The organism is Pantoea sp. AG1095 (assembly GCF_003208415.1).
In the GTDB taxonomy this organism is placed as follows: Bacteria; Pseudomonadota; Gammaproteobacteria; order Enterobacterales; family Enterobacteriaceae; genus Pantoea; species Pantoea leporis.
The window spans coordinates 642,442-664,803 of the sequence record NZ_QKMJ01000001.1; the positions used below are offsets into that span (position 1 = coordinate 642,442).

The 22,362-nt window shown below is 55.8% G+C and carries 20 protein-coding genes; 18 read left to right on the plus strand and 2 right to left on the minus strand.

Annotated features, from left to right (window positions below; genetic code table 11):
• Positions 1 to 21: 21 nt before the first annotated feature.
• The 5 genes from DEU53_RS03125 (at position 22) to cheZ (ending at position 4,803) form a co-directional block, all read left to right on the plus strand.
• Positions 22 to 1,698, plus strand: a complete 1,677-nt coding sequence (locus DEU53_RS03125) for a methyl-accepting chemotaxis protein (protein WP_110865993.1) — start codon at positions 22 to 24, stop codon at positions 1,696 to 1,698.
• Positions 1,699 to 1,801: 103 nt separating this feature from the next.
• Positions 1,802 to 2,677, plus strand: coding sequence for a protein-glutamate O-methyltransferase CheR (cheR, locus tag DEU53_RS03130; protein WP_101764604.1), 876 nt, complete (start codon positions 1,802 to 1,804; stop codon positions 2,675 to 2,677).
• On the plus strand, positions 2,674 to 3,723 hold the full coding sequence (locus tag DEU53_RS03135; protein ID WP_110865994.1) for a chemotaxis response regulator protein-glutamate methylesterase: 1,050 nt from the start codon (positions 2,674 to 2,676) through the stop codon (positions 3,721 to 3,723). Before cheR ends, DEU53_RS03135 begins: the two co-directional genes overlap by 4 nt.
• Positions 3,724 to 3,762: 39 nt before the next feature.
• Entirely contained in the window at positions 3,763 to 4,152 is a 390-nt protein-coding gene (gene cheY / locus DEU53_RS03140; RefSeq protein ID WP_008102871.1) for a chemotaxis response regulator CheY, read from the plus strand.
• Positions 4,153 to 4,161: 9 nt separating this feature from the next.
• Positions 4,162 to 4,803, plus strand: a complete 642-nt coding sequence (gene cheZ / locus DEU53_RS03145) for a protein phosphatase CheZ (RefSeq protein ID WP_101764603.1) — start codon at positions 4,162 to 4,164, stop codon at positions 4,801 to 4,803.
• Positions 4,804 to 4,931: 128 nt separating this feature from the next.
• Here cheZ and DEU53_RS03150 read toward each other — a convergent pair whose 3' ends face one another.
• On the minus strand, positions 4,932 to 5,750 hold the full coding sequence (locus tag DEU53_RS03150; RefSeq protein WP_110865995.1) for a DeoR/GlpR family DNA-binding transcription regulator: 819 nt from the start codon (positions 5,748 to 5,750) through the stop codon (positions 4,932 to 4,934).
• 376 nt (positions 5,751 to 6,126) lie between these two features.
• On the opposite strand from DEU53_RS03150, the gene DEU53_RS03160 reads away from it, so the two are divergent.
• The 8 genes from DEU53_RS03160 (at position 6,127) to DEU53_RS03190 (ending at position 13,900) form a co-directional block, all read left to right on the plus strand.
• Positions 6,127 to 6,924 (plus strand): GolD/DthD family dehydrogenase, encoded by a 798-nt coding sequence (locus DEU53_RS03160; protein WP_101764601.1) that lies wholly within the window; start codon positions 6,127 to 6,129, stop codon positions 6,922 to 6,924.
• A gap of 63 nt (positions 6,925 to 6,987) precedes the next feature.
• On the plus strand, positions 6,988 to 7,923 hold the full coding sequence (locus DEU53_RS03165) for a D-ribose ABC transporter substrate-binding protein (protein WP_101764600.1): 936 nt from the start codon (positions 6,988 to 6,990) through the stop codon (positions 7,921 to 7,923).
• 42 nt (positions 7,924 to 7,965) lie between these two features.
• A complete protein-coding gene (locus tag DEU53_RS03170; RefSeq protein WP_110865997.1) occupies positions 7,966 to 8,577 on the plus strand; it encodes a DUF2291 family protein in 612 nt (203 codons plus the stop codon).
• Positions 8,578 to 8,586: 9 nt separating this feature from the next.
• Positions 8,587 to 10,107 (plus strand): sugar ABC transporter ATP-binding protein, encoded by a 1,521-nt coding sequence (locus DEU53_RS03175; RefSeq protein WP_101764598.1) that lies wholly within the window; start codon positions 8,587 to 8,589, stop codon positions 10,105 to 10,107.
• Between the two features lie 20 nt (positions 10,108 to 10,127).
• Positions 10,128 to 11,195, plus strand: coding sequence for an ABC transporter permease (locus DEU53_RS03180; RefSeq protein WP_101764597.1), 1,068 nt, complete (start codon positions 10,128 to 10,130; stop codon positions 11,193 to 11,195).
• 11 nt (positions 11,196 to 11,206) lie between these two features.
• Positions 11,207 to 12,004 (plus strand): SDR family oxidoreductase, encoded by a 798-nt coding sequence (locus DEU53_RS03185; RefSeq protein WP_110865998.1) that lies wholly within the window; start codon positions 11,207 to 11,209, stop codon positions 12,002 to 12,004.
• Positions 12,005 to 12,036: 32 nt separating this feature from the next.
• Entirely contained in the window at positions 12,037 to 12,162 is a 126-nt protein-coding gene (locus DEU53_RS23260; protein WP_255421528.1) for a hypothetical protein, read from the plus strand.
• A 301-nt stretch (positions 12,163 to 12,463) separates the two neighbouring features.
• A complete protein-coding gene (locus tag DEU53_RS03190) occupies positions 12,464 to 13,900 on the plus strand; it encodes a YchO/YchP family invasin (protein WP_110865999.1) in 1,437 nt (478 codons plus the stop codon).
• A gap of 90 nt (positions 13,901 to 13,990) precedes the next feature.
• Here the strand turns inward: DEU53_RS03190 and DEU53_RS03195 are convergent, their stop codons facing one another.
• A complete protein-coding gene (locus DEU53_RS03195) occupies positions 13,991 to 15,064 on the minus strand; it encodes a porin (RefSeq protein ID WP_110866000.1) in 1,074 nt (357 codons plus the stop codon).
• An 878-nt stretch (positions 15,065 to 15,942) separates the two neighbouring features.
• On the opposite strand from DEU53_RS03195, the gene DEU53_RS03200 reads away from it, so the two are divergent.
• From DEU53_RS03200 to astE, 5 genes are read left to right on the plus strand one after another with little or no spacing between them, the layout of a single operon-like run.
• Entirely contained in the window at positions 15,943 to 17,163 is a 1,221-nt protein-coding gene (locus DEU53_RS03200; RefSeq protein ID WP_110866001.1) for an aspartate aminotransferase family protein, read from the plus strand.
• Positions 17,160 to 18,191, plus strand: coding sequence for an arginine N-succinyltransferase (astA, locus tag DEU53_RS03205; RefSeq protein WP_110866002.1), 1,032 nt, complete (start codon positions 17,160 to 17,162; stop codon positions 18,189 to 18,191). Before DEU53_RS03200 ends, astA begins: the two co-directional genes overlap by 4 nt.
• Positions 18,188 to 19,654, plus strand: coding sequence for a succinylglutamate-semialdehyde dehydrogenase (astD, locus tag DEU53_RS03210; protein WP_110866003.1), 1,467 nt, complete (start codon positions 18,188 to 18,190; stop codon positions 19,652 to 19,654). Before astA ends, astD begins: the two co-directional genes overlap by 4 nt.
• Entirely contained in the window at positions 19,654 to 20,982 is a 1,329-nt protein-coding gene (gene astB / locus DEU53_RS03215; protein ID WP_110866004.1) for an N-succinylarginine dihydrolase, read from the plus strand. Before astD ends, astB begins: the two co-directional genes overlap by 1 nt.
• A gap of 45 nt (positions 20,983 to 21,027) precedes the next feature.
• Positions 21,028 to 22,023, plus strand: a complete 996-nt coding sequence (astE, locus tag DEU53_RS03220; RefSeq protein WP_101764588.1) for a succinylglutamate desuccinylase — start codon at positions 21,028 to 21,030, stop codon at positions 22,021 to 22,023.
• Positions 22,024 to 22,362 lie beyond the last annotated feature (339 nt).

Sequence of the window (22,362 nt, forward strand, 5' to 3'; positions counted from 1 at the left end):
CCGCCAACCAATGAGGTGTTTATGTTTAGTCGTATTCGTGTTGTATCCGGCCTGCTGTGCGTGCTGGCGCTGTTTGCCTTACTGCAGCTGTTCTCCGGTGGAGTGTTCTACTCCACGGTCAAAGCCGATAAAGAAAATTTTGCCTATAACCAGCGTCTTAGCACGCTGCAGCGGGCAATGGGCACCTCATGGGTATCGCTGGTTCAGGCGCGTAACACGCTGAACCGTGCGGGGATCCGTTACCTGCTGGACAGTCAGCAGGCTGGCTCAGGCGCAACCGTGAAAGATCTGGTGGCGCTGGCGAGTGAGGAGTTGAAGCACGCTGATGAGGGTTTTGCCGAATTTAACGCCAACCTGTCTGAAAAGGGCAAAAAGGCCGAGAACGTGCTGATGCTACAGGCCAACTACAACGCCTATCGCGGAGCATTGGGTGAGTTGATCGATTTCCTCAGTAGTGGAAATTTCAAAGGATTTGTCGATCAGCCGACGCAGGGATTCCAGGACAAGTTTGCTAAGGATTACAACGAATGGTTGAGCTACAACATTGTGCTCGCCAATCAGGGCATTGCAGCCAATGAGGCGGCTTACAACCAATCCATCATGCTGGTGGTCGGCACGCTGCTGGTGACCTTGCTGGTGATTGCGCTGGTGTGGAGCGGCATGCGCACGGTGCTGATCCGTCCGCTGAAGCACAGCATCGAGCACATTCGTCACATCGCGCGTGGCGATTTGACGCAGCAGGTGGAGATCACGGTGCGCAACGAGATGGGCGAGCTGCTCACCTCGGTGCAAGAGATGCAGCAAGAGCTGGCGCGGACGGTGCGTACCGTGCGTGACGGTTCCGATGCGATCTACACCGGTGCGAGTGAAATCGCCATGGGCAACAACGATCTCTCCTCGCGTACCGAGCAGCAAGCGGCTTCGCTGGAAGAGACAGCTGCCAGCATGGAGCAGTTAACCGCCACGGTGAAGCAGAACGCCGAAAATGCCCGTCAGGCGTCACAGCTGGCGCTCACCGCCTCGGAGACCGCGCAGCAGGGCGGCAAAGTGGTGGATGGCGTGGTGACTACCATGAAAGAGATCACCGGCAGCTCGAAGAAAATCGCTGACATCATCAGCGTGATCGACGGCATTGCCTTCCAGACCAATATCCTCGCACTGAACGCTGCGGTAGAAGCGGCACGCGCCGGTGAGCAGGGACGTGGATTTGCCGTGGTAGCGGGCGAGGTGCGCAGTCTGGCACAGCGCAGCGCGCAGGCGGCGAAAGAGATTAAAGGATTGATCGAGGATTCGGTCAGCCGTGTCAACACCGGTTCCGTGCTGGTGGAGAGCGCCGGGGAAACCATGACCAACATCGTGAATGCGGTCACGCGCGTCACCGACATCATGGGCGAAATCGCCTCGGCGTCGGACGAGCAGAGCCGTGGTATCGATCAGGTCGGTCTGGCGGTGAACGAGATGGATCGCGTGACGCAGCAGAACGCCGCGCTGGTCGAAGAGTCGGCAACGGCGGCGGCCGCGCTGGAAGATCAGGCCAGCCGACTGAAACAGTCGGTTGCGGTGTTCAATATCGGTAAAGAATTTGTCGTTCAGGCCGTTAACGTATCTACAGCGGCAAAAAATTTGCGTTCCGGCACGCCAAAAGCACTGGCACCGGCAGGCGCACGTAGCACTGACGATAACTGGGAAACCTTTTAATCCTTGTGGCCGCCGCAAGGCGGCCCATGAGAATGGCGCGACTGGCAGCACAGTAGCAACCGCAGTATCACAATTTAAACAGTTTGTTGCCGGGTGACCTGAAATGAAGAAATCGACGTTATTGGATCAAAGTGAAGCGACCACGCTGCTCTCGCAAATGGTGCAGCGGTTACCGCTCTCAGATACGCATTTTCGTCGCATTAGCCAGCTGATCTATCAGCGCGCGGGCATTGTGCTGGCCGATCACAAACGCGAGATGGTTTACAACCGTTTAGTGCGTCGTCTGCGCATGCTGAATATTGATGACTTTGGCCGCTATCTGGCGCTGCTGGAGCAAGACCAAAACAGTGCGGAGTGGCAGGCGTTTATTAACGCGCTGACCACCAATCTGACCTCTTTCTTCCGCGAGGCGCATCACTTCCCGATCCTCGCGGATCATGCGCGTAAGCGCACGGGTAACTACAGCGTGTGGAGCACCGCCGCCTCAACCGGCGAAGAGCCGTATTCCATCGCCATGACGCTGGCGGAAACGCTGGGCACCGGCCCGGGTAAATTCCAGGTCCACGCCAGCGATATCGATACCCAGGTGCTCGAGAAAGCCGTGGCCGGCGTGTATCGCCAGGAAGAGCTACGCACGCTATCGCAGTCGCAGCTGCAGCGCTTTTTCCTGCGCGGCACCGGTCCGCATGAAGGCATGGTGCGCGTGCGTTCCGACCTCGCCAACATGGTGAACTATACGCAACTGAATTTACTGGCACACGACTGGGCGTTGCCGGGTCCGTTCGACGCAATTTTCTGTCGCAACGTGATGATTTATTTCGATAAAGAGACGCAGGAACAGATTCTGCGCCGTTTCGTGCCTCTGCTGAAACCCGGCGGTCTGCTGTTTGCCGGGCATTCAGAGAACTTTAGTCAGATCAGCAAAGAGTTCTGGCTGCGTGGACAGACAGTCTATGGACTGAGCAAGGAAAGACGATGAGCAAAATCACCGTGATGTGCGTGGATGACTCTGCGCTGATGCGACAGTTGATGACAGAAATCATCAACAGCCATCCCGATATGGAGATGGTCGCGAGTGCGCCCGATCCGCTGGTGGCGCGGGATTTAATCAAACAGTACAACCCGCAGGTATTGACGCTGGATGTGGAGATGCCGCGCATGGATGGCCTCGATTTCCTCGAGAAGCTGATGCGCCTGCGTCCGATGCCGGTGGTGATGGTCTCCTCGCTGACCGGTAAAGGTTCAGAAGTGACGCTGCGCGCGCTGGAGTTGGGTGCGGTGGATTTTGTCACCAAGCCACAGCTCGGCATCCGCGAAGGCATGCTGGCGTATAGCCAGATGATTGCTGACAAGATCCGCGCCGCCGCGCGCGCCAAGCTGCATGTGCGTGCCTCCACGCCGATGCCGGTCACGTTGAAAGCGGGCCCGTTGCTGAGCAGTGAAAAGCTGATCGCCATTGGCTCTTCCACCGGCGGCACCGAGGCGATTCGCCATGTGCTGCAGCCGCTGCCGGCGACCAGCCCGGCGCTGCTGATTACCCAGCATATGCCGCCAGGCTTTACGCGCTCGTTTGCCGAGCGTCTGAATAAATTGTGCCAAATCACCGTGAAAGAAGGGGAAGACGGCGAGCGTATTCTGCCCGGCCACGCCTATATCGCGCCGGGCGCCATGCACATGGAGCTGGGCCGAAGCGGGGCCAACTATGTGGTGAAACTGAATGACGGTCCGCCAGTGAACCGACACAAGCCATCGGTGGATGTGCTGTTCCGTTCGGTGGCGGTGCACGCAGGACGAAATGCGGTGGGTGTGATTCTGACCGGGATGGGTAACGACGGCGCGGCCGGGATGCTGGAAATGCATCGCGCGGGCGCCTGGACCATCGCGCAGGATGAAGCCAGCTGCGTGGTATTTGGTATGCCGCGCGAAGCGATTGCGATGGGCGGCACCAGTGAAGTGGTCGATTTAGGCCACATCAGTCAGCACATGCTGGCGAAAATTAGCGCCGGACAGGCATTGCGAATTTAACGAGCCCGTCCTGCTGGACGAGACAACACGGGAGTAGATATGGCTGATAAAAATATGCGCTTTTTGGTGGTGGATGACTTCAATACGATGCGTCGTATTGTCCGTAACCTGCTGAAAGAGCTTGGATTCAATAACGTTGAAGAAGCAGAAGATGGCGTCGATGCGCTGACCAAACTGCGTGCCGGTGGCTTTGATTTCGTGGTTTCCGACTGGAACATGCCGAACATGGACGGTCTGGAGCTGCTGCAAACCATCCGTGCTGACGCCACGCTGAACAAACTGCCGGTGCTGATGGTGACCGCGGAAGCGAAGAAAGAGAATATCATCGCGGCCGCGCAGGCGGGCGCCAGCGGCTACGTGGTGAAGCCGTTCACGGCGGCCACGCTGGAAGAGAAGTTAGGCAAAATATTCGAAAAACTGGGTATGTAAGGAGATGTGATGAGCGACCTTCCGAAATCAACCGAAGAAGCCTCGGCACACGACATTATTACCCGTATCGGCTCACTGACGCGCATGTTGCGTGACAGTTTGCGTGAGCTGGGGTTAGACCAGGCAATTGCTGAAGCGGCGGAAGCGATTCCTGATGCGCGCGATCGTCTGGATTATGTTGTGCAAATGACGGCGCAAGCGGCAGAACGTGCGTTGAACTGCGTTGAAGCAGCGCAGCCACACCAGGACCAAATGGAAGCCGGCGCCAACCAGCTGAAAGGCCGTTGGGATGCGTGGTTTGAAAATCCGATTGAACTGACAGATGCGCGCGAGTTGGTTTCGGATACGCGCCAGTTCCTGACTGACGTTCCGGGACACACGTCGTACACCAATAAGCAGTTGCTCGAAATCATGATGGCGCAGGATTTCCAGGACCTGACCGGTCAGGTGATCAAGCGCATGATGGATGTGATCCAGGAGATCGAGCGTCAGCTGTTGATGGTGCTACTGGAGAATATGCCAGAAGCCAACGCCGCGGCGCGTAAAGAGGGCAACAGCCTGCTGAACGGTCCGCAGATCCACGCCAATGCACCCGGCGTGGTGGCGAACCAGGATCAGGTTGATGACCTGCTGGATAGCTTAGGGTTTTAAACACGTTTGCCCTCACCCTAACCCTCTCCCACAGGTGGGAGAGGGAACCGTTCGGGCCTGCATATGGCAGCGTCTCCCTCGCCCGCTTGCGGGAGAGGGCCGGGGTGAGGGACAGCGCGTACCGCACCTTACACCGCGCGCTTCTGCGTCAACGCCGACTGCGCCACCAGTACCTGCACGCCTAACGCCTCAAATGCCGCGACTTGCGCCGGCGAAATGCCGCTATCGGTAATCAGATAGTGAATATGGCTCCAGTCGCACGGCAGCGCGAACATCGACACCTTATCGATCTTGCTGGAATCCGCCACCACATACACGCTGTTAGCCGAATTGATCATCGCCATTTTCACCTTGATATCGGTCTCGCTGGGAAAGCTCAAACCGAGACGCGGTGAGATACAGGCCGTGGCAAGAAACAGCTTCTCCGCCAGCACGTTTTCGAAAAACGAGGCGGCTTTCTCACCTGAAGTCGAAAGCGTCGGGAACTTAAAAGTGCCGCCGGTCAGCAAAATATTGATACCCGGCTCGCCGCCCAGCTTCAGCGCGATATTCACCGCCGTGGTAATTACCGATAAACGACGGATATGGCTGATCGCCTCGGCAATCGCCGTGGTGGTGGTACCGGAATCGAAAATCACCGTGTCGCCATTTTCCACATGCTGCGCGGCAAGGCGGCCAATCGCCTGTTTTTCTTCCAGATGTGTTTGACGCTCCAGCAACATCGCGCCGGTATTTTGCTTGCCGGTCATCAGCGTGGCGCCGCCGTGATAACGCTGTACGTGCCCCTCTTGCTGCAACATGCGCAAGTCGGTGCGAATGGTGGCTTCGGTCAGGCCGAAGGTATCGGTCAGCGCTTTAACCGTGACGGTGCCGTCTTCGCGGATCATCTCCAGAATCTTCTCACGGCGCTGCTGCATATCTGCCAGCTGCTCAGTTTTGCTTTTCAATCGAAATGCTCCCTCTTTCCAATCACGGTCGGGTTTCGCCAATAAGGAAACCCGAGCTGATTTTACTCTGCGATTTGGCCATTTGCGAGGTAGCTTCCAGAAACATTCATTTTCGAATGAAAACCATCATTTGCTATGCGATTGATTTCGCAGAAAGCCGTCAGCAGCTCGCTCCATGTCCTGAACGCGGCGAATTTTGCAAATTCAACAAAATCATGAAGATAATTTTTATTGCTGCAATTTGTATGAAATTTGATCTCCTCCACAAACCATTATTAATCGATAGCTTATATTTTTGTTCGAAAATGATATTTGTAAAAACGATAACCCGGCCAGCAATAACCAGCGCCGCCGTACACCATTATGGAGAGAGACGATGAGTGGGGAATATGATGTTAACCTGCGCTACGGCGTGAACATTGAGCAGGATTTAACCGGCAAAGTGGCGGTAGTCACCGGCGGGCTGGGCGGGATTGCGATGGCCAGTAACGCGATGCTGCTGGAGAAGGGCGCACGGCTGGCGCTGCTCTATCCGCCCTTCGAAAGTGACAAAGTGGCGGGCGTGCAGGATCAATTTGCTGCCGATCGTGTGCTGCTGGTGTGCTGCGACGTGACCGATCCGGCCTCGGTTGAAGCGGCATTTGATCGCGTCGAACAGCATTACGGTCAGATTGATATCCTGGTGAACTGCGCGGGCTACGTGATGTTGCAACCGGTGTTAGAAACCGATTTTGCCGAGTGGCAGAAGCAGATCGACGTCAATCTCACCGGTCCTTTCCTCTGCTCGCAGGCGGCCGGTAAACGCATGGTGCGCGCCGGTAACGGCGGTAAAATCATCAACATTGCGTCACAGGCCGCCTCCATCGCTATCGATAACCACGTTGCTTACACCTCCGCCAAAGCCGGTCTGCTCGGCATGACCAAAGTGATGGCCAAAGAGTTCGCTCCCTATCGCATTAACGTCAATACCTTATCGCCCACCGTGGTACTGACGCCGATGGGTGAAAAAGCCTGGCGCGGTGAGAAGGGCGAGCAGATGAAAAAGCTGATCCCGCTGGGACGCTTTGCCTATACCGACGAAATCGCCGCCGCGGTGCTGTTCTTCGCCAGCAACGGCAGCGACATGATCACCGGCGCAGATTTAATGATCGACGGTGGCTTTACCATCTGGTAAGCCGCGCCAACACCAGAACGGCTGACCCTGCGTGACCCACTATAACAATGAGAGAACCTCACCATGAAAAAACGTACCCTGCTGTTAACTGCTATTGCCAGTTGCCTGATCTCCCAAGCCAGTTTCGCTGCCGATAAAGGCACCATCATGATCCTGGTGAACTCGCTGGATAACCCGTATTACGCCTCCGAAGCCAAAGGTGCCAACCTCAAAGCGCAGGAGCTGGGCTATAAAACCAGCGTGCTGTCGCATGGCGAAGATGTGAAAAAGCAAAGTGAACTGATTGATGCCGCCATCGGCAAAAAGGTGCAGGGCATCGTGCTGGATAACGCCGACTCCACCGCCAGCGTCGCCGCGATTAAAAAAGCCAAAGATGCCGGCATTCCGGTGGTGCTGATCAACCGCGAAATCCCGGTGGATGACGTGGCGCTGGCGCAGATCACCCACAACAACTTCCAGGCCGGCTCCGACGTGGCAAACGTGTTTGTGGAGAAGATGGGGGAAAAGGGCAGCTACGCGGAACTCACCTGTAACCTTGCTGACAACAACTGCGTCACACGCTCCAAATCCTTCCATCAGGTGCTCGACCAATATTCCGATATGAAAAGCGTGGCGCGTCAGGATGCCAAAGGCACGCTGATTGACGGCAAACGCATCATGGACAGCATTCTGCAGGCGCATCCGGATGTGAAAGGCGTGATCTGCGGTAACGGTCCCGTGGCGCTGGGCGCGATTGCAGCTCTGAAAGCGGCAGGCCGTAACGACGTCATCGTGGTCGGCATTGACGGCAGCAATGATGAACGTGACGCGGTGGAAAAAGGGGATCTGAAAGCCACGGTGATGCTGCAGGCACAAGCCATCGCCGCACAGGGCGTGACCGACCTCGACAACTTTATTCAGAAAGGCACCAAGCCTGAGAAGCAGCGCGTGATGTTCCGCGGCATTCTCATTACGCCAGACAACGCCAAAGGCGTGCAGGACTTTAACTTCAAGTCGTAATCAATGCGGTGCGCCCGTAGATCGGGCGCCCAGGAGAATGTGATGCACAGACGACTCTGGTTACTGCTTCCTGTCGTGATCCTTAGCGGTTGCCGCATTGTGTCGCAGCAGGAGCTGGCCGACCTGAAAAATCCTCCCAATCCCAAAATGGGCAATATTGCCCAAACGTGGCAACAGAAGCTGGTACCGCAAGTTCAACATGATGCGAAGCCGGTGGCCGAGTTATTGAATGCGCTGAAATCCGCCAAAGATTTTGATAGCGCTTGTAAAACCTACGGCTATCGCAGTCAGGATGAGAACCCGTGCGTGTTCAGTGTCAACGTGAGCGGTGAAATCACGGCGGTTAACACCACGTCGCGTAACGGTCGGATGACAGTGAAAGATGTGTCCGGTGACACTGTCACGGTGCAGGTTGGCCCGATTTTTCCCGGCACGGTGTTGCGCGATGCCTACAAAGGTGCCAGCTATCAGGACTTTAACGATCAGGTGCTGTTCGGCGATTACAGTCGCGCGATCAATCAGCAAGCGGCGAACATGATGAGTGCTTTCAAGCCCAAAGTGGGTGACAAGGTGCAGTTGGCTGGCGTGTTTAGCAGCTTTGATACGCCGGAGCAGGTGCCGAATGTGACACCAGCGGCGATTACACGTCAGTAAGGAGCGGATATGCAACAGCCTCAACATGACGTGATTATTGAAACCCGCAACGTGTCGCGCATCTATCCCGGCGTCACCGCGCTGGATCAGGTCAATTATCGCGTTTATCGCAACAAAGTTAACGTGCTGATTGGCGAAAACGGCGCGGGCAAATCCACCATGATGAAAATGCTGGCGGGCGTGGAGATCCCGTCATCCGGCGAGATTCTGCTGGACGGCGCAGCAGTGTCGCTGAGCTCCACGCATCAGGCGGAAAAACAGGGCATCAGCATTATTTTTCAGGAGCTGAACCTGTTTCCCAATATGAACGTGATGGACAACATCTTCATGGCCAATGAGTTTTTCCAGCGCGGCGTGATCAACGAGAAGTATCAGTATTCGCTCGCCAAAGCGCTGCTGGAACGGCTGGAACTGGATGTCGATCCCTATGCGCCGCTGGCTGAACTCGGTATCGGCCATCAGCAGCTGGTGGAGATCGCCCGCGCGCTGTCCAAGGACACGCGTGTATTGATCATGGATGAACCGACCAGCGCACTCAGCCAGTCAGAAGTGAAAGTGCTGTTCAACGTCATCGACCAGCTTAAACGGCGCGGCGTCACCATTATCTATATCTCACATCGGCTGGAAGAGCTGATGGAGATTGGCGATCACATCACCATCTTCCGCGACGGACGCTTCATCAGCGAACGCGAAGTCCGCGACGCCTCGATTCCGTGGATCATCGAGCAGATGGTGGGCGACAAGAAGAAACACTTCGATTATCAACCGGCGACGCAGGGTGAAACGGTACTCAGCGTCAACGGGCTGACCGCGCTGCATCAAAACGGCGGTTACAAGCTCAATGATGTCTCTTTCTCGCTGCGAAAAGGCGAAGTGATTGGCATCTACGGTTTGCTGGGCGCCGGGCGCACCGAGTTGTTCAAAGGGTTGATTGGCATGATGCACTGTCAGTCGGGCAGCGTCAGTCTGAACGGCGAAGCGCTGGAGAAGCGCAGTTTCCAGCAGCGACTGAAAAAAGGCATCGCGCTGGTGCCGGAAGATCGTCAAACCGAAGGCGTGGTACAGCTGATGTCGATCACCGCCAACATGACGCTCAGCGATCTCAGCCTGCGGGGTTTCCGCCGCTGCTGGCGCAAGCTCAATCCGCACAACGAGCAGCGCCGTGTGGATGAAATGATTGGCCATCTCGCCATCAAGGTCAGCGATCCCGAGCTGCCGATCACCTCCTTAAGCGGCGGCAATCAGCAAAAAGTGGTGCTGGGCAAAGCCCTGATGACCGGGCCGCAGGTGGTGCTGCTGGATGAGCCCACGCGCGGCATTGATGTGGGGGCAAAAACCGATGTTTATCACCTGATTGGCAACCTGGCGCAGCAGGGATTGGCGGTGATGTTCTCCTCGTCCGAACTGGATGAAGTGATGGCGCTGGCTGACCGTATTCTGGTGATGGCGGATGGCCGCATCACCGCCGATTTACCGCGCGCGGCGGCCACGCGCGAAGCCCTGATTAGCGCCTCAACGCCACATGATTGAGCCCGCTGGAGAGTAAAACGATGAATCAAAAATACCTGATCTATATGTACCTGCTTAAGGCGCGTACCTTTATTGCCTTGCTGATCGTGGTGAGTTTCTTCAGCTTTATGGTGCCTAACTTTCTCACCACCTCCAACCTGCTGATCATGACCCAGCATGTGGCGATTACCGGCTTGCTGGCGATTGGCATGACGCTGGTGATTTTGACTGGCGGCATCGATCTTTCGGTGGGGGCGGTGGCGGGCATATGCGGCATGGTGGCGGGTGCGCTGCTCACCAACGGCGTACCGCTGTGGGGCGGCAACGTACTGTTCTTCAACGTGCCCGAGGTGATTCTGGTGGTGGCGCTGTTCGGCGTGGCGCTGGGATTGATTAATGGCGCGGTGGTGACGCGACTTGGCGTAGCGCCGTTTATCTGTACGCTCGGCATGATGTACGTGGCACGCGGCGCCGCGCTGCTGTTCAACGATGGCAGCACCTACGCCAACCTTGTCGGCACGCCAGCACTGGGTAATACCGGCTTCGCCTTGCTCGGTTCGGGTTCGATATTGGGCGTGTATATCCCGATATGGATGATGCTCGGCTTCCTGCTGCTGGGGTTGTATCTGACGCGTAAAACACCGCTGGGTCGTTACATCTATGCCACCGGTGGCAACGAATCGGCGGCGCGCCTGGCGGGTGTGCCGATTATCAAGGTCAAAGTGTTTGTCTACGCCTTTTCCGGCTTGTGCGCCGCGCTGGTCGGTTTGATTGTGGCGTCGCAGTTGCAAACCGCGCACCCGATGACCGGTAACATGTTCGAGATGGACGCCATCGGTGCCACGGTGCTGGGCGGCACGGCGCTGGCGGGTGGACGCGGTCGCGTTTCAGGCTCGATTATCGGTGCTTTTGTCATCGTGTTTCTCGCCGATGGCATGGTGATGATGGGCGTCAGCGATTTCTGGCAAATGGTGATTAAAGGCTTAGTGATTGTCACTGCGGTGGTGATCGATCAGTTCCAGCAAAAATTACAAAGTAAGGTGGTGCTGCTGCGCAGACATGAAAAAAAGCAGCAATCGGCCGCCCTGCCTGAAGCGACACATGGATAACAGGAGGCAATATGACACGCGATTTTAGTGGAAAGACGGTGGTGATTACCGGCGCCTGCCGCGGCATTGGCGCGGGCATTGCAGCGCGCTTTGCCCGCGACGGGGCGCGTTTGGTGATGGTGTCGAATTCGGAACGCGTCTTCAGTACCGCGCAAGCCATCGAACAGCAGTTTGGCAGTGAGGTTCTGGCGCTGCAGGTCGATGTTACCGATGAAACGGAGGTACAGCAGCTTTATCAGCAGGCGGCTGAGCGCTTTGGCAGCATTGATGTGTCGATTCAGAATGCGGGGGTGATTACCATCGATCGTTTCGATGCGATGCCCAAAAGTGACTTCGAGAAGATTCTTGCGGTGAACACCACGGGCGTGTGGCTGTGCTGCCGGGAAGCGGCGAAATATATGGTGAAACAGGGCAGCGGCAGCCTGATCAACACCTCGTCCGGTCAGGGACGGCAGGGTTTCATTTATACGCCGCACTATGCCGCCAGCAAGATGGGCGTGATCGGTATTACTCAAAGCCTGGCGCTGGAGTTGGCGCCGTGGCATATCACGGTGAATGCCTTCTGTCCGGGCATCATCGAGAGTGAAATGTGGGACTACAACGATCGCGTGTGGGGCGAGATCCTCAGCAGCGATAAAAAGCAGTATGGCAAAGGCGAACTGATGGCCGAATGGGTGGAAAACATCCCGCTTAAACGCGCAGGGCAGCCGGAAGATGTCGCTGGCTTGGTGGCTTTCCTCGCTTCTGACGATGCGCGCTATATCACCGTGCAGACCATCAATGTGGATGGCGGTTTGATTTTCTCCTGATAGTTCGCTTTTGGGTCGCCATTGATGGCGTCATGCTAAACACTAAGCCTCATGATCGCACCTTCCAGAGCGGCGTGATTCATCGCGCAATGCCGATCACTAAAGCGCTGTATCAAATCTCCGCACCTTCAGTAGCGGCGCGATTTATCGCGCAATGAATTGCGCCGCTACAACATATGCTCTCGGTAATTAGGGGTTTCATATTTTAACTGACGAGCATTACGCAATGCATTGCGCCGCTACAATGTGCGCGCTCAATGATTTGAGAGGTCATCTCTTGATGGGCAAGCAGGGCACAACATATTGCGTCGCCTGCTTACCTACATTCTGATTTTTTCGTTTTCTGCCTTAATCGAAACCAGACATGTCCGGCACTTGCATCAGAATATGCTAGGGTAGACTTATGCAGTTTTGTGAGCCACCTCTAATTCTGAACCGGGTCGAACCCTATTTTTAGCTATGTTATTTACTTTGTTATCACCTAAAAGCGTGCGTTATCTCTCTGGTTTTTCACTACTTGCCGCATCCGCGCCTGCGCTGGCGTTGATCTCTGACACTAAACTCGCCGATGCGCCGTTTAGCGATCCCACACGTTTCCAGAAAATGGCCGATCAGTTGCCTGCATTGGGTTACCAGGATGAAACGGAAGCGTTCAACAAAAAACTGGCGACCATTGCCAAAAGCATTGGTGAAGCCAGCCAGAACAGTACGGACGACAATGCCCTTGGCCAGCAGGCGGGGCTGTGGGCCTTTAACCATTTCCGCGATGAAGTGGGCAATCGACTGGTTGATGAAGGCCAGTCGCTGTTGTCACCGTATGGCAATGCTCAAATCGATTTCAATGTGGATATGGAGGGCAATTTTGCCGGCAGCGGTGCTTCGCTGCTGACACCCTGGGCGGATAACTATCGCTACCTGACCTTCAGTCAGGTCGGCTTTCATCAAACTGATGATGGGCTGGTCGGCAATGCTGGCCTCGGGCAACGTTGGGTGGCAGGAAAATGGCTGCTGGGCTATAACGGTTTTGTCGATCGCATGTTCAGCAGTGGCCTACAGCGCGCTTCGCTGGGTACCGAAGCGTGGGGCGATTATCTGCGCTTCTCCGCCAACTACTATACGCCGCTCTCAGGCTGGCAGGATCGCAATCCCTTCCAGCAGCAGCGCATGGCGCGCGGCTATGATTTCACCACCCAAGGCTATTTGCCGCACTATCGTCAACTCGGTGCGTCGGTGAGCTGGCAGCAATATCTGGGTGATAACGTCGATCTGTTTAGCTCCGGCAATCGCTACCACAACCCATCGGCGTTGACCTTTGGCGTCACCTACACGCCGGTGCCGCTGGTGACCTTATCCGCCAGCCACAAAACCAGCGACAGCGGTGAGAGCCAGGATCAGCTCGGCTTGCGTCTCAACTATCGCTTTGGCGTGGCGCTCAGCCAGCAGCTGAGTCCGGATAACGTAGCGGCTGCGCACTCACTGCGCGGCAGTCGCTACGATAACGTGACGCGCAGCTATACGCCGGTGCTGGAATATCGCCAGCGTAAAACGCTGTCGGTGTTTCTCGCTACGCCGCCGTGGCAGCTAAATGGCGGAGAAAGTTTGCCGCTGAAATTGCAAATCCGCAGCACCAATCCGATCGCTAAAGTGATGTGGCAGGGCGATACCCAGGCGCTGAGCCTGACGCCGGGTGCCAATCCCAACGATCCACAGGGCTGGAGTGTGATCCTGCCCGCGTGGGATAACTCGCCGGGTGCGCATAACAGCTATCGCTTGTCGGTGGTGTTAGAAGACAGTAAACAGAATCGCGTCACCTCGAACGAGATCGTCCTGCAATTGCAGCCGCCGTTCTCACTGGATCAGGGCGATGATGATCGCTTTGATTTGATGGCGCCGTAATCGCCTCGCACCAATAAAAAAGGGCAGCTTTCGCTGCCCTTTGCGCATATTCAGCCGACACTAGCCGAACAGCCATGAGGGTATTGCCACTTAGAACTGGTAAATCAGACCCACAGCGGTGACATCATCAGAAGCGATGCCCAACGCATTATCATCTTTCAACAGGTTGATCTTGTATTCAGCATACACAGACATGTTTTTGTTGAAGTAGTAGGTTCCACCTACAGCGACGTATTTGGTGAGATCGACATCACCAATATTTTCAATCTCTTTGCCTTTCGATGAAACATAGCCGATTGAAGGACGCAGTCCGTTAATGAACTGATACTGCGCAACGGCTTCAAAGTTAACGGCTTTGTTAGCGAAGCCACCAGTGATTGGGGTTGCGTTGAGCGTTTCGCCGTACATGGTTGCCAGGTAAATCTGGTTAGCGTCGTATTTCAGGCCCGTGGTCCAGTGCTGTGCTTTCTCGCCTTCGCCACGTAAGGCCTGGTTCTGCGTATTGGTACGATCCAGGCTCGCGTAAGCGCCAACCAGGCTCAGACCGAAATCGAAATCATAAGAAGTGGAGAGCGCGAAGCCATCACCATTCGAACGGCGTACGGCAACGTTTGCATCGTTACGATCGTTTTTCCCTTCATACTGAGCAGCAACGTTCCAGCCTTTCACCAGACCGAAGAAATCTTTGTTGCGCCAGGTCAACACGCCACCTGAGCGGCTGGACAGGAACCCATCAGAGTAACCTTGATCGCCACCAAAGAAGGGCAGCATATCGGTGTAACCCAGCACGTCATAAATCAAACCGTAGTTACGACCGTAATCGATCGAGCCGAACTGACCAAACTTCAGGCCAGCAAAACCCAGGCGGGTTCTGTTACCGCTGTTGGCATCGCTGCCTTCAGAGTTGCTCAGGCTGTACTGGTACTGCCATTGACCGTAGCCGGTCAGCTGGTCGTTGATCTTGGTTTCGCCTTTAAAACCAATACGGGTATAAGACGAGGTATCACCATTTGACCCTTCGTTATCGGAGAACAGATGCGAGACGTTAATTTTGCCAGTCAGGTCAAGCTTGTTGCCATCTTTGTTATAGATTTCGGCGGCCTGAGCCGAAGAAAGTCCCAGCAGTAAAGGCATCACTGCTGCCAGTAAGGAGCGCTTCATCATTTAATTTTTACCCTGTGATATTTTTTAATTTTGTCCCCATCTGCGGGGTGAAAAGAAAATGACACAAAAGGTTCAAGATCGACAGTGCAATATATGTAACTAAATATTTCTCGTTAACTTTTTGTGTGATTTTTAATCTTAAATTCCATTATGTGGAATTTTGTATTGGTTAAACTTATCCATAAAACAAAAGGGGAGATGCTAAATTTAATATCTATTAATATGATTTTATTGAATTATTTTAAATTTAAAGATGCGTAAATAAAGTCAGTAGCTTGTTCGTGAAATAGCACAAGCCTATGCATTATTGTTCAATAGCAAATATCTGAATCCAGCTAATCATTAGCAGAGTAATTATCGGCTTCATGGCTTTGTGTCCTTTTATTTCTGTTCTGATAATAACCCTGGTCACAAAATGTTATTTAGGTTTTCGCTTAACAATGAACTGGCGAAATAATATTCAATCCCGCGAGGCAAATGTTAAAACCTGATTAATTCCCCGGTCGCTAAATTTGCACCGCGCTATCACTTTCCTGCACCAATCAGGCACATTGCGCCCCAAAAAAGTGCGTTTATCGCATTAATTTGGCGAAATATTTCCTGCCCGATCACAAAAGCAATATTTCATTTTGCCGATGCATAAATCCGCTAAATAAATTGCTGCTATTCAGCCTGCATCAGACTGATATTCACTTTTTATGCAATTAAAGTGAATATCAGTACCTGTTAAGTTATTGATATTACGTAGTGATAAGACGATTATGCATTTTTGCGGCTGGCTGGCACGCTATCTGCAATATACAGTAGAGCTGCCACTTAACATTTTTAACAATTTCAAAACAAAAGGCTTCACCGGGTGTGGAGCAGGAGAAAGGGCTATGTCACTGCAGGTTTCACGTCAGAATTTCGATCAATGGATGATGCCAGTTTATGCACCCGCGGCTTTTGTTCCGGTCCGCGCGGAAGGTTCAACGCTGTGGGATCAGCAAGGCAAAGAGTATATCGATTTTGCCGGTGGCATTGCGGTTAACGCATTGGGACATGCGCATCCGGCGTTGCAGCAGGCGCTGATCGAACAGGCCGGCAAACTATGGCATACCGGAAATGGCTACACCAATGAACCGATCCTGCGTCTCGCCAAACAGCTGATTGATGCCACCTTTGCCGATCGCGTGTTTTTCTGTAACTCCGGCGCTGAAGCGAATGAAGCGGCGCTGAAACTGGCACGTAAAACCGCACACGACCGTTTCGGTGCTGAGAAAAATGGCATCGTTGCCTTTAATAATGCTTTCCACGGTCGCACGCTGTTTACCGTGACAGCGGGCGGACAACCGGCCTATTCCCGGGATTTTGCGCCGCTGCCACCGGCGGTCGAACACGCTAATTTCAACGATCTGGCCTCGGCGGCCGCGCTGATCAATGACCAAACCTGCGCGGTGATCGTCGAGCCGATTCAGGGTGAAGGCGGCGTCCTGCCAGCCGATCCCGCTTTCCTGCGCGGACTGCGTGAACTCTGCGACAAACATCATGCGCTGCTGATTTTTGATGAAGTGCAGAGCGGCGTGGGTCGCACCGGTTCGCTGTATGCCTATATGCATTACGGCGTGACCCCGGATGTATTGACCACCGCCAAAGCGCTGGGTGGCGGCTTCCCGATTGGCGCGATGCTGACGCGTGAAGATCTGGCGCAGGTGATGGGCGTGGGCACGCACGGCACCACCTACGGCGGCAACCCGCTGGCGGGCGCAGTCGCGGGAAAAGTGATGGAACTGATTAATCAGCCGGAATTTATGGCCGGCGTGGCTGAGCGTCATCAATGGTTTGTTACGGCGTTGCAGGAACTGAACAAGCGTCTGCCGGTATTTAAAGAAGTGCGCGGGTTGGGTCTGTTGATTGGCGCCGTGCTAAACGACGATTTCGCCGGTAAAGCCAAACAGTTCAACCTCACCGCGGCCGAAGAGGGCGTAATGGTGCTGATAGCAGGTGCCAACGTGGTACGTTTTGCGCCAGCGCTGAACATCAGCGAGCGCGAAGTTAAAGAAGGTTTGGCGCGTTTCGAACGTGCCTGTGAACGCGTGCTCAAAGGAGCCACATCATGATGGTGATTCGCCCCGTCGAACGTGACGATCTCTCGCAGTTGTTGTCGCTGGCGGGCAAAACCGGTGGTGGCTTAACCTCGCTGCCCGCGGATAGCGAAACGCTTAAAGCCCGTATTGAGCGTTCGCTGCTCACCTGGCAAGGCGCGTTACCGCCTGCCGAACAAGGCTATGTGTTTGTGCTGGCCGACAGCGAGGATAATCGCGCCGTCGGCATTTGCGCCATCGAAGCGGCGGTGGGTTTGCAGGATCCCTGGTACAACTTCCGCGTTGGCACACAGGTGCACGCTTCGAAAGAGCTGAACGTGTATGCCAGCCTGCCGACGCTGTCGCTGAGCAACGATCACACCGGCAGCAGCGAACTCTGCACGCTGTTCCTCGATCCCGATTACCGCGATGGAAAAAATGGCCATCTGCTGTCGAAATCGCGCTTTCTGTTTATGGCCAACTTCCGCGACCGCTTTATGCAACATGTGGTGGCGGAGATGCGTGGCGTCAGTGATGACAATGGCCACTCGCCATTCTGGGACAGCGTCGGCAGCCGCTTCTTCTCGATGGAGTTCAGCAAAGCCGACTTTCTGAGCGGCACCGGGCAAAAAGCCTTTATCGCCGAGCTGATGCCCAAACATCCGCTCTACATTCATTACCTGTCTGAAGCGGCGCAAAAAGTGATTGGCGAAGTCCATCCGAAAACCGCGCCCGCGCGTGCGGTGCTGGAGGCGGAAGGTTTCCGCTATCTCAACTATGTCGACATCTTCGACGGCGGCCCGACGCTGGAGTGCGAAATCGATCGCATTCGTGCCATTCGCAAGAGTCGCCAGTTAACCGCTGAGAGCGGTGCAGCCGATGAAAGCTGGCCGCTGTGTCTGGTGGCCAACGCGGATTACCAGCATTTCCGCGTGGCGCTGCTGCCGGTGGATATGACATCCGGCACGGTAAAACTGACTGAAAGCCAGCGCGCGGCGCTGCATTGCAACATTGGCGATCAACTGCGTGTGGTCACGCTGTGTCGCGAGGAGAAAAAAGCATGACGCATTTTATTCAAGGTCAATGGGTGACCGGCGGCGCTGACGCCCTGAGCAAACACAATCCGGTAACCGGCGAAACGCTGTGGCAGGGCAAAGCGGCATCGGCAGCGCAAGTGGCTGCGGCCTGCGAAGCGGCGCGCGCGGCGTTCCCGCAGTGGGCGAGAAAACCGTTTGCGGAGCGTCAGGCGCTGGTGGAAGGGTTTGCCCGTCTGCTTGAAAGCCATAAAACTGCGCTGGCGGAAACCATCGCCCAGGAAACCGGCAAGCCGCGCTGGGAAACGCTGACCGAAGTGCAGGCGATGATCAACAAAATCGCCATTTCGATTAAGGCCTATCACAGCCGCACCGGCGAACAGGCCGATGGAGAGAGCTCGCTGCGCCATCGTCCGCACGGCGTGTTGGCGGTGTTTGGTCCGTATAATTTTCCTGGCCATCTGCCGAACGGCCATATCGTGCCAGCTCTGCTGGCGGGTAACTGCGTGGTGTTTAAGCCGAGCGAGCTGACGCCGCTGACGGCGGAGAAAACCGTGCAGCTGTGGCAGCAAGCCGGTTTACCGGCGGGCGTGATGGCGCTGCTGCAGGGCGGTCGTGAAACCGGCCAGGCGCTGGCCAATGCGGCACAAATTGATGGTCTGCTGTTTACCGGCAGCGCCGCCACCGGCTATCACCTGCATCGTCAGTTCGCCGGACAGCCAGAAAAAATGCTGGCGCTGGAGATGGGCGGCAACAATGCGTTGATTGTTGAAGATCCTGCGGATCTTGATGGTGCGGTACATATCGCTATTCAGTCGGCCTTTATTACCGCCGGACAGCGCTGCACCTGTGCGCGTCGTCTGCTGGTGAAGCGCGGTGCGGCGGGCGATGCCTTCCTGCAGCGTTTGGTTGAGGTTAGCGCGCGCTTGCAGCCTGGCGCGTGGAATGCCGAGCCGCAGCCGTTTATGGGCAGCGTGATTTCCCCTGCCGCCGCCGGACATATTTTCGCCGCCTGGCAGCAGCAGGTGGAAAAGGGCGGGAAAGTGTTGCTCGGCATGCACTGGCCGGATCGCGACAGCGCCATCATCACGCCGGGCATCATTGATGTGACCGAAGTGCATGATTTAGCGGATGAAGAAGTCTTTGGTCCGTTGCTGCAGGTGATTCGTTACGACAGCTTCGAGCAGGCGATTGCTATCGCCAATAATACCCGCTATGGCTTGTCGTGCGGTCTGATTTCGCCGCAGCGCGCGCAGTTTGATCAGCTATTGCTGGAGGCGCGCGCCGGTATCGTTAACTGGAACAAACCGCTGACCGGCGCGGCCAGCACCGCCCCCTTTGGTGGCATTGGCGCATCCGGGAATCATCGTGCCAGCGCGTGGTACGCCGCCGATTACTGTGCATGGCCAATGGCGTCGCTGGAGAGCCCAAGCCTGGCGCTGCCGGGCAGCTTAGCGCCGGGCCTCGATTTCTCCGCGCAGGGGGCGAAATAATGCAAGCATTTGAAGCGAACTTTGATGGGCTGGTCGGCCTGACACATCATTACGCGGGATTGTCGTTTGGTAACGAAGCCTCGACGCGCAATCAGCTGCAGCCCTCGAACCCGCGTCTGGCGGCAAAGCAGGGTTTGCTGAAGATGAAAGCGCTGGCGGATATGGGCTACGTGCAGGGTGTAATCCCGCCGCACGAACGTCCTAATCTGCCGCTGCTGCGCCAGCTCGGCTTTGGCGGCAGCGATGAGCAGGTGCTGGCGCAGGCGGCTAAGCACGCGCCGCAGCTGCTGTCGGCGGCCAGCTCAGCCTCAGCGATGTGGGTGGCGAATGCCGCCACGGTGTCGCCGTCGGCGGATAGCGCCGATGGTCGCGTGCATTTCACCGTCGCCAATCTGAATAACAAATTCCATCGCGCCATTGAGGCACCGGAAACTGCCGATCTGCTGCGCGCGATTTTCCGTCATCCGCAGCACTTCTGCGTGCACGATGCGCTGCCGCAGGTGGCGCAGTTCGGTGATGAGGGCGCGGCCAATCACAATCGTTTCGGCAGTGATTACGGTGATGCGGGCGTGCAGCTGTTTATTTATGGCCGTGATGGTCAGCAGCAGGGCGCAACGCCAGCACGTTATCCGGCGCGTCAAACGCGGGAAGCCAGCGAAGCGGTGGCGCGGTTGCATCAGCTTGATGCGCAGCGCACGCTGTTTGCCCAGCAAAATCCAGCGGTGATTGATCAGGGCGTGTTTCATAACGATGTGATTGCGGTGAGCAATCAGCAGGTGCTGTTCTGCCATCAGGATGCCTTTGTGAATCAGCCGCAGTTGCTGAGTGACATCGCCGCCCGCGTTAGCGGTTTCCAGCCGATTGAAGTGCCGCGCGATAAAGTATCGGTAACCGATGCGGTCAATACCTATCTGTTTAACAGCCAGCTGTTGCAGCGCGCCGACGGCGGTATGCTGCTGGTGCTGCCAGAAGAGTCACGCCAGCATGCGGGCGTGTGGCGTTATCTCACTGAGCTGGTGGAGAGCGGCGGGCCAATCCGTGAACTGAAAGTTTTCGATCTGCGTGAAAGCATGTTTAACGGTGGCGGTCCGGCCTGTTTGCGTCTGCGCGTGGTGTTAACCGAAACCGAGCGTCAGGCGCTGAATCCGGCGGTACTGATGAACGATCGCCTGTTTGCCACGCTCAACGATTGGGTGGATCGCCACTACCGCGATCGCTTAACTCAGGCCGATTTAGCCGACCCGCAACTGCTGCGTGAAGGGCGCACCGCGCTGGATGAGCTGACGAAGCTGCTAGACTTAGGCAGTGTCTACGCGTTTCAGCGTTAACGCCGGGGTGAGAGGTTCGCCCCACGTCGTTAAAAAGGAGTGAACATGCAGGATTTTTTACAGCAGACCTTGTCTGGTGAGCCGCCACAGCAAAGAGAGGGCAGCAACGATCATCTCAGTTGGCAATGGCACAACGAGGGACTGATGTCCCTCACGCCGCATACGCCCACACAGCAGGCGCTGGTGCTCTCTGCGGGCATTCACGGCAATGAAACCGCGCCGGTTGAGATTCTCAATTTGTTGCTGACGCCACTCTTAAAAGGCGAGAAGCCGCTGGCAGTGCGCTTACTGGTGATTTTGGGTAATCCCGCCGCGTTGCGCAGCGGCAAGCGCTATCAGCAACATGATATCAATCGCCTGTTTGGTGGACGCTGGCAGCAGGTGGCCGATGTACCCGAAGCGCAGCGCGTGCTGCAGCTGGAGCAGGAGCTGGAGAGTTTCTGGCGCGCCTGTCTCGATCATGAAGTGCGCTGGCACCTCGATCTGCATACCGCGATTCGCGGCTCGTATCATGCGCGTTTTGGCGTAATGCCGCTGAATCCCAATCCGTGGCCCGAGGCGTTTATGCACTGGCTGGCCGCGGCAGAAATGGAGGCGCTGGTGTTCCATCGTTCACCGGGCGGCACCTTCACCCATTACAGCTGCGAGCACCATAATGCGGCGAGCTGCACGCTGGAGCTGGGCAAGGCTTTGCCGTTTGGTGAGAACGATTTAAGCCAGTTTGCTGGCGTACAGCGGGCGCTGGCGGCGTTGCTGTATGGCGATGCCTTGCCGGAGGTGCGTGAGCAGCCTCGCCATTATCGCGTGGCGCAACAGCTGACCCGGCACGGCGATAAGTTTGTGTTGCACATGGGGCCGGAGACGCTGAACTTCACCGCTTTCCCGCAGGGCACGCTGCTGGCGGAGGAGGGTGACCGGCGTTACTACGTGCAGCAGGCGCGCGAGTATGTGCTGTTTCCCAATCCGAATGTCGCGCCAGGATTGCGCGCGGGGCTGATGCTGGTGGAGGAGAATGAACAGACGCAGGCGCTGGCGTTGTGATTTTCCCTCACCCTAACCCTCTCCCGCAGGCGGGAGAGGGAGCCGAACGAGCGAATATTTGGATTGAGTGACATGTGGCAGCGTTTCCCTCTTCCGGTGCGAGAGGGCCAGGGTGAGGGCATCAACGCGCCGACATTTCCCTTCCTGAAAACCGACAATACCGTTACACTCCTCCTTAATTCCTGCGTTTTTCCCTTGATTGTCATAAACTTTTTCAATTCCTCACGCATTTCTTCTCTTTCTCTCCATGATTGCCTGATCTCTGTCTTTTATGCTTTCAGGGCTTTACTCAGCCTCTGAGTAGTTGACGTTCAGCGTCGTATGCTTGTTTCCGAAGAC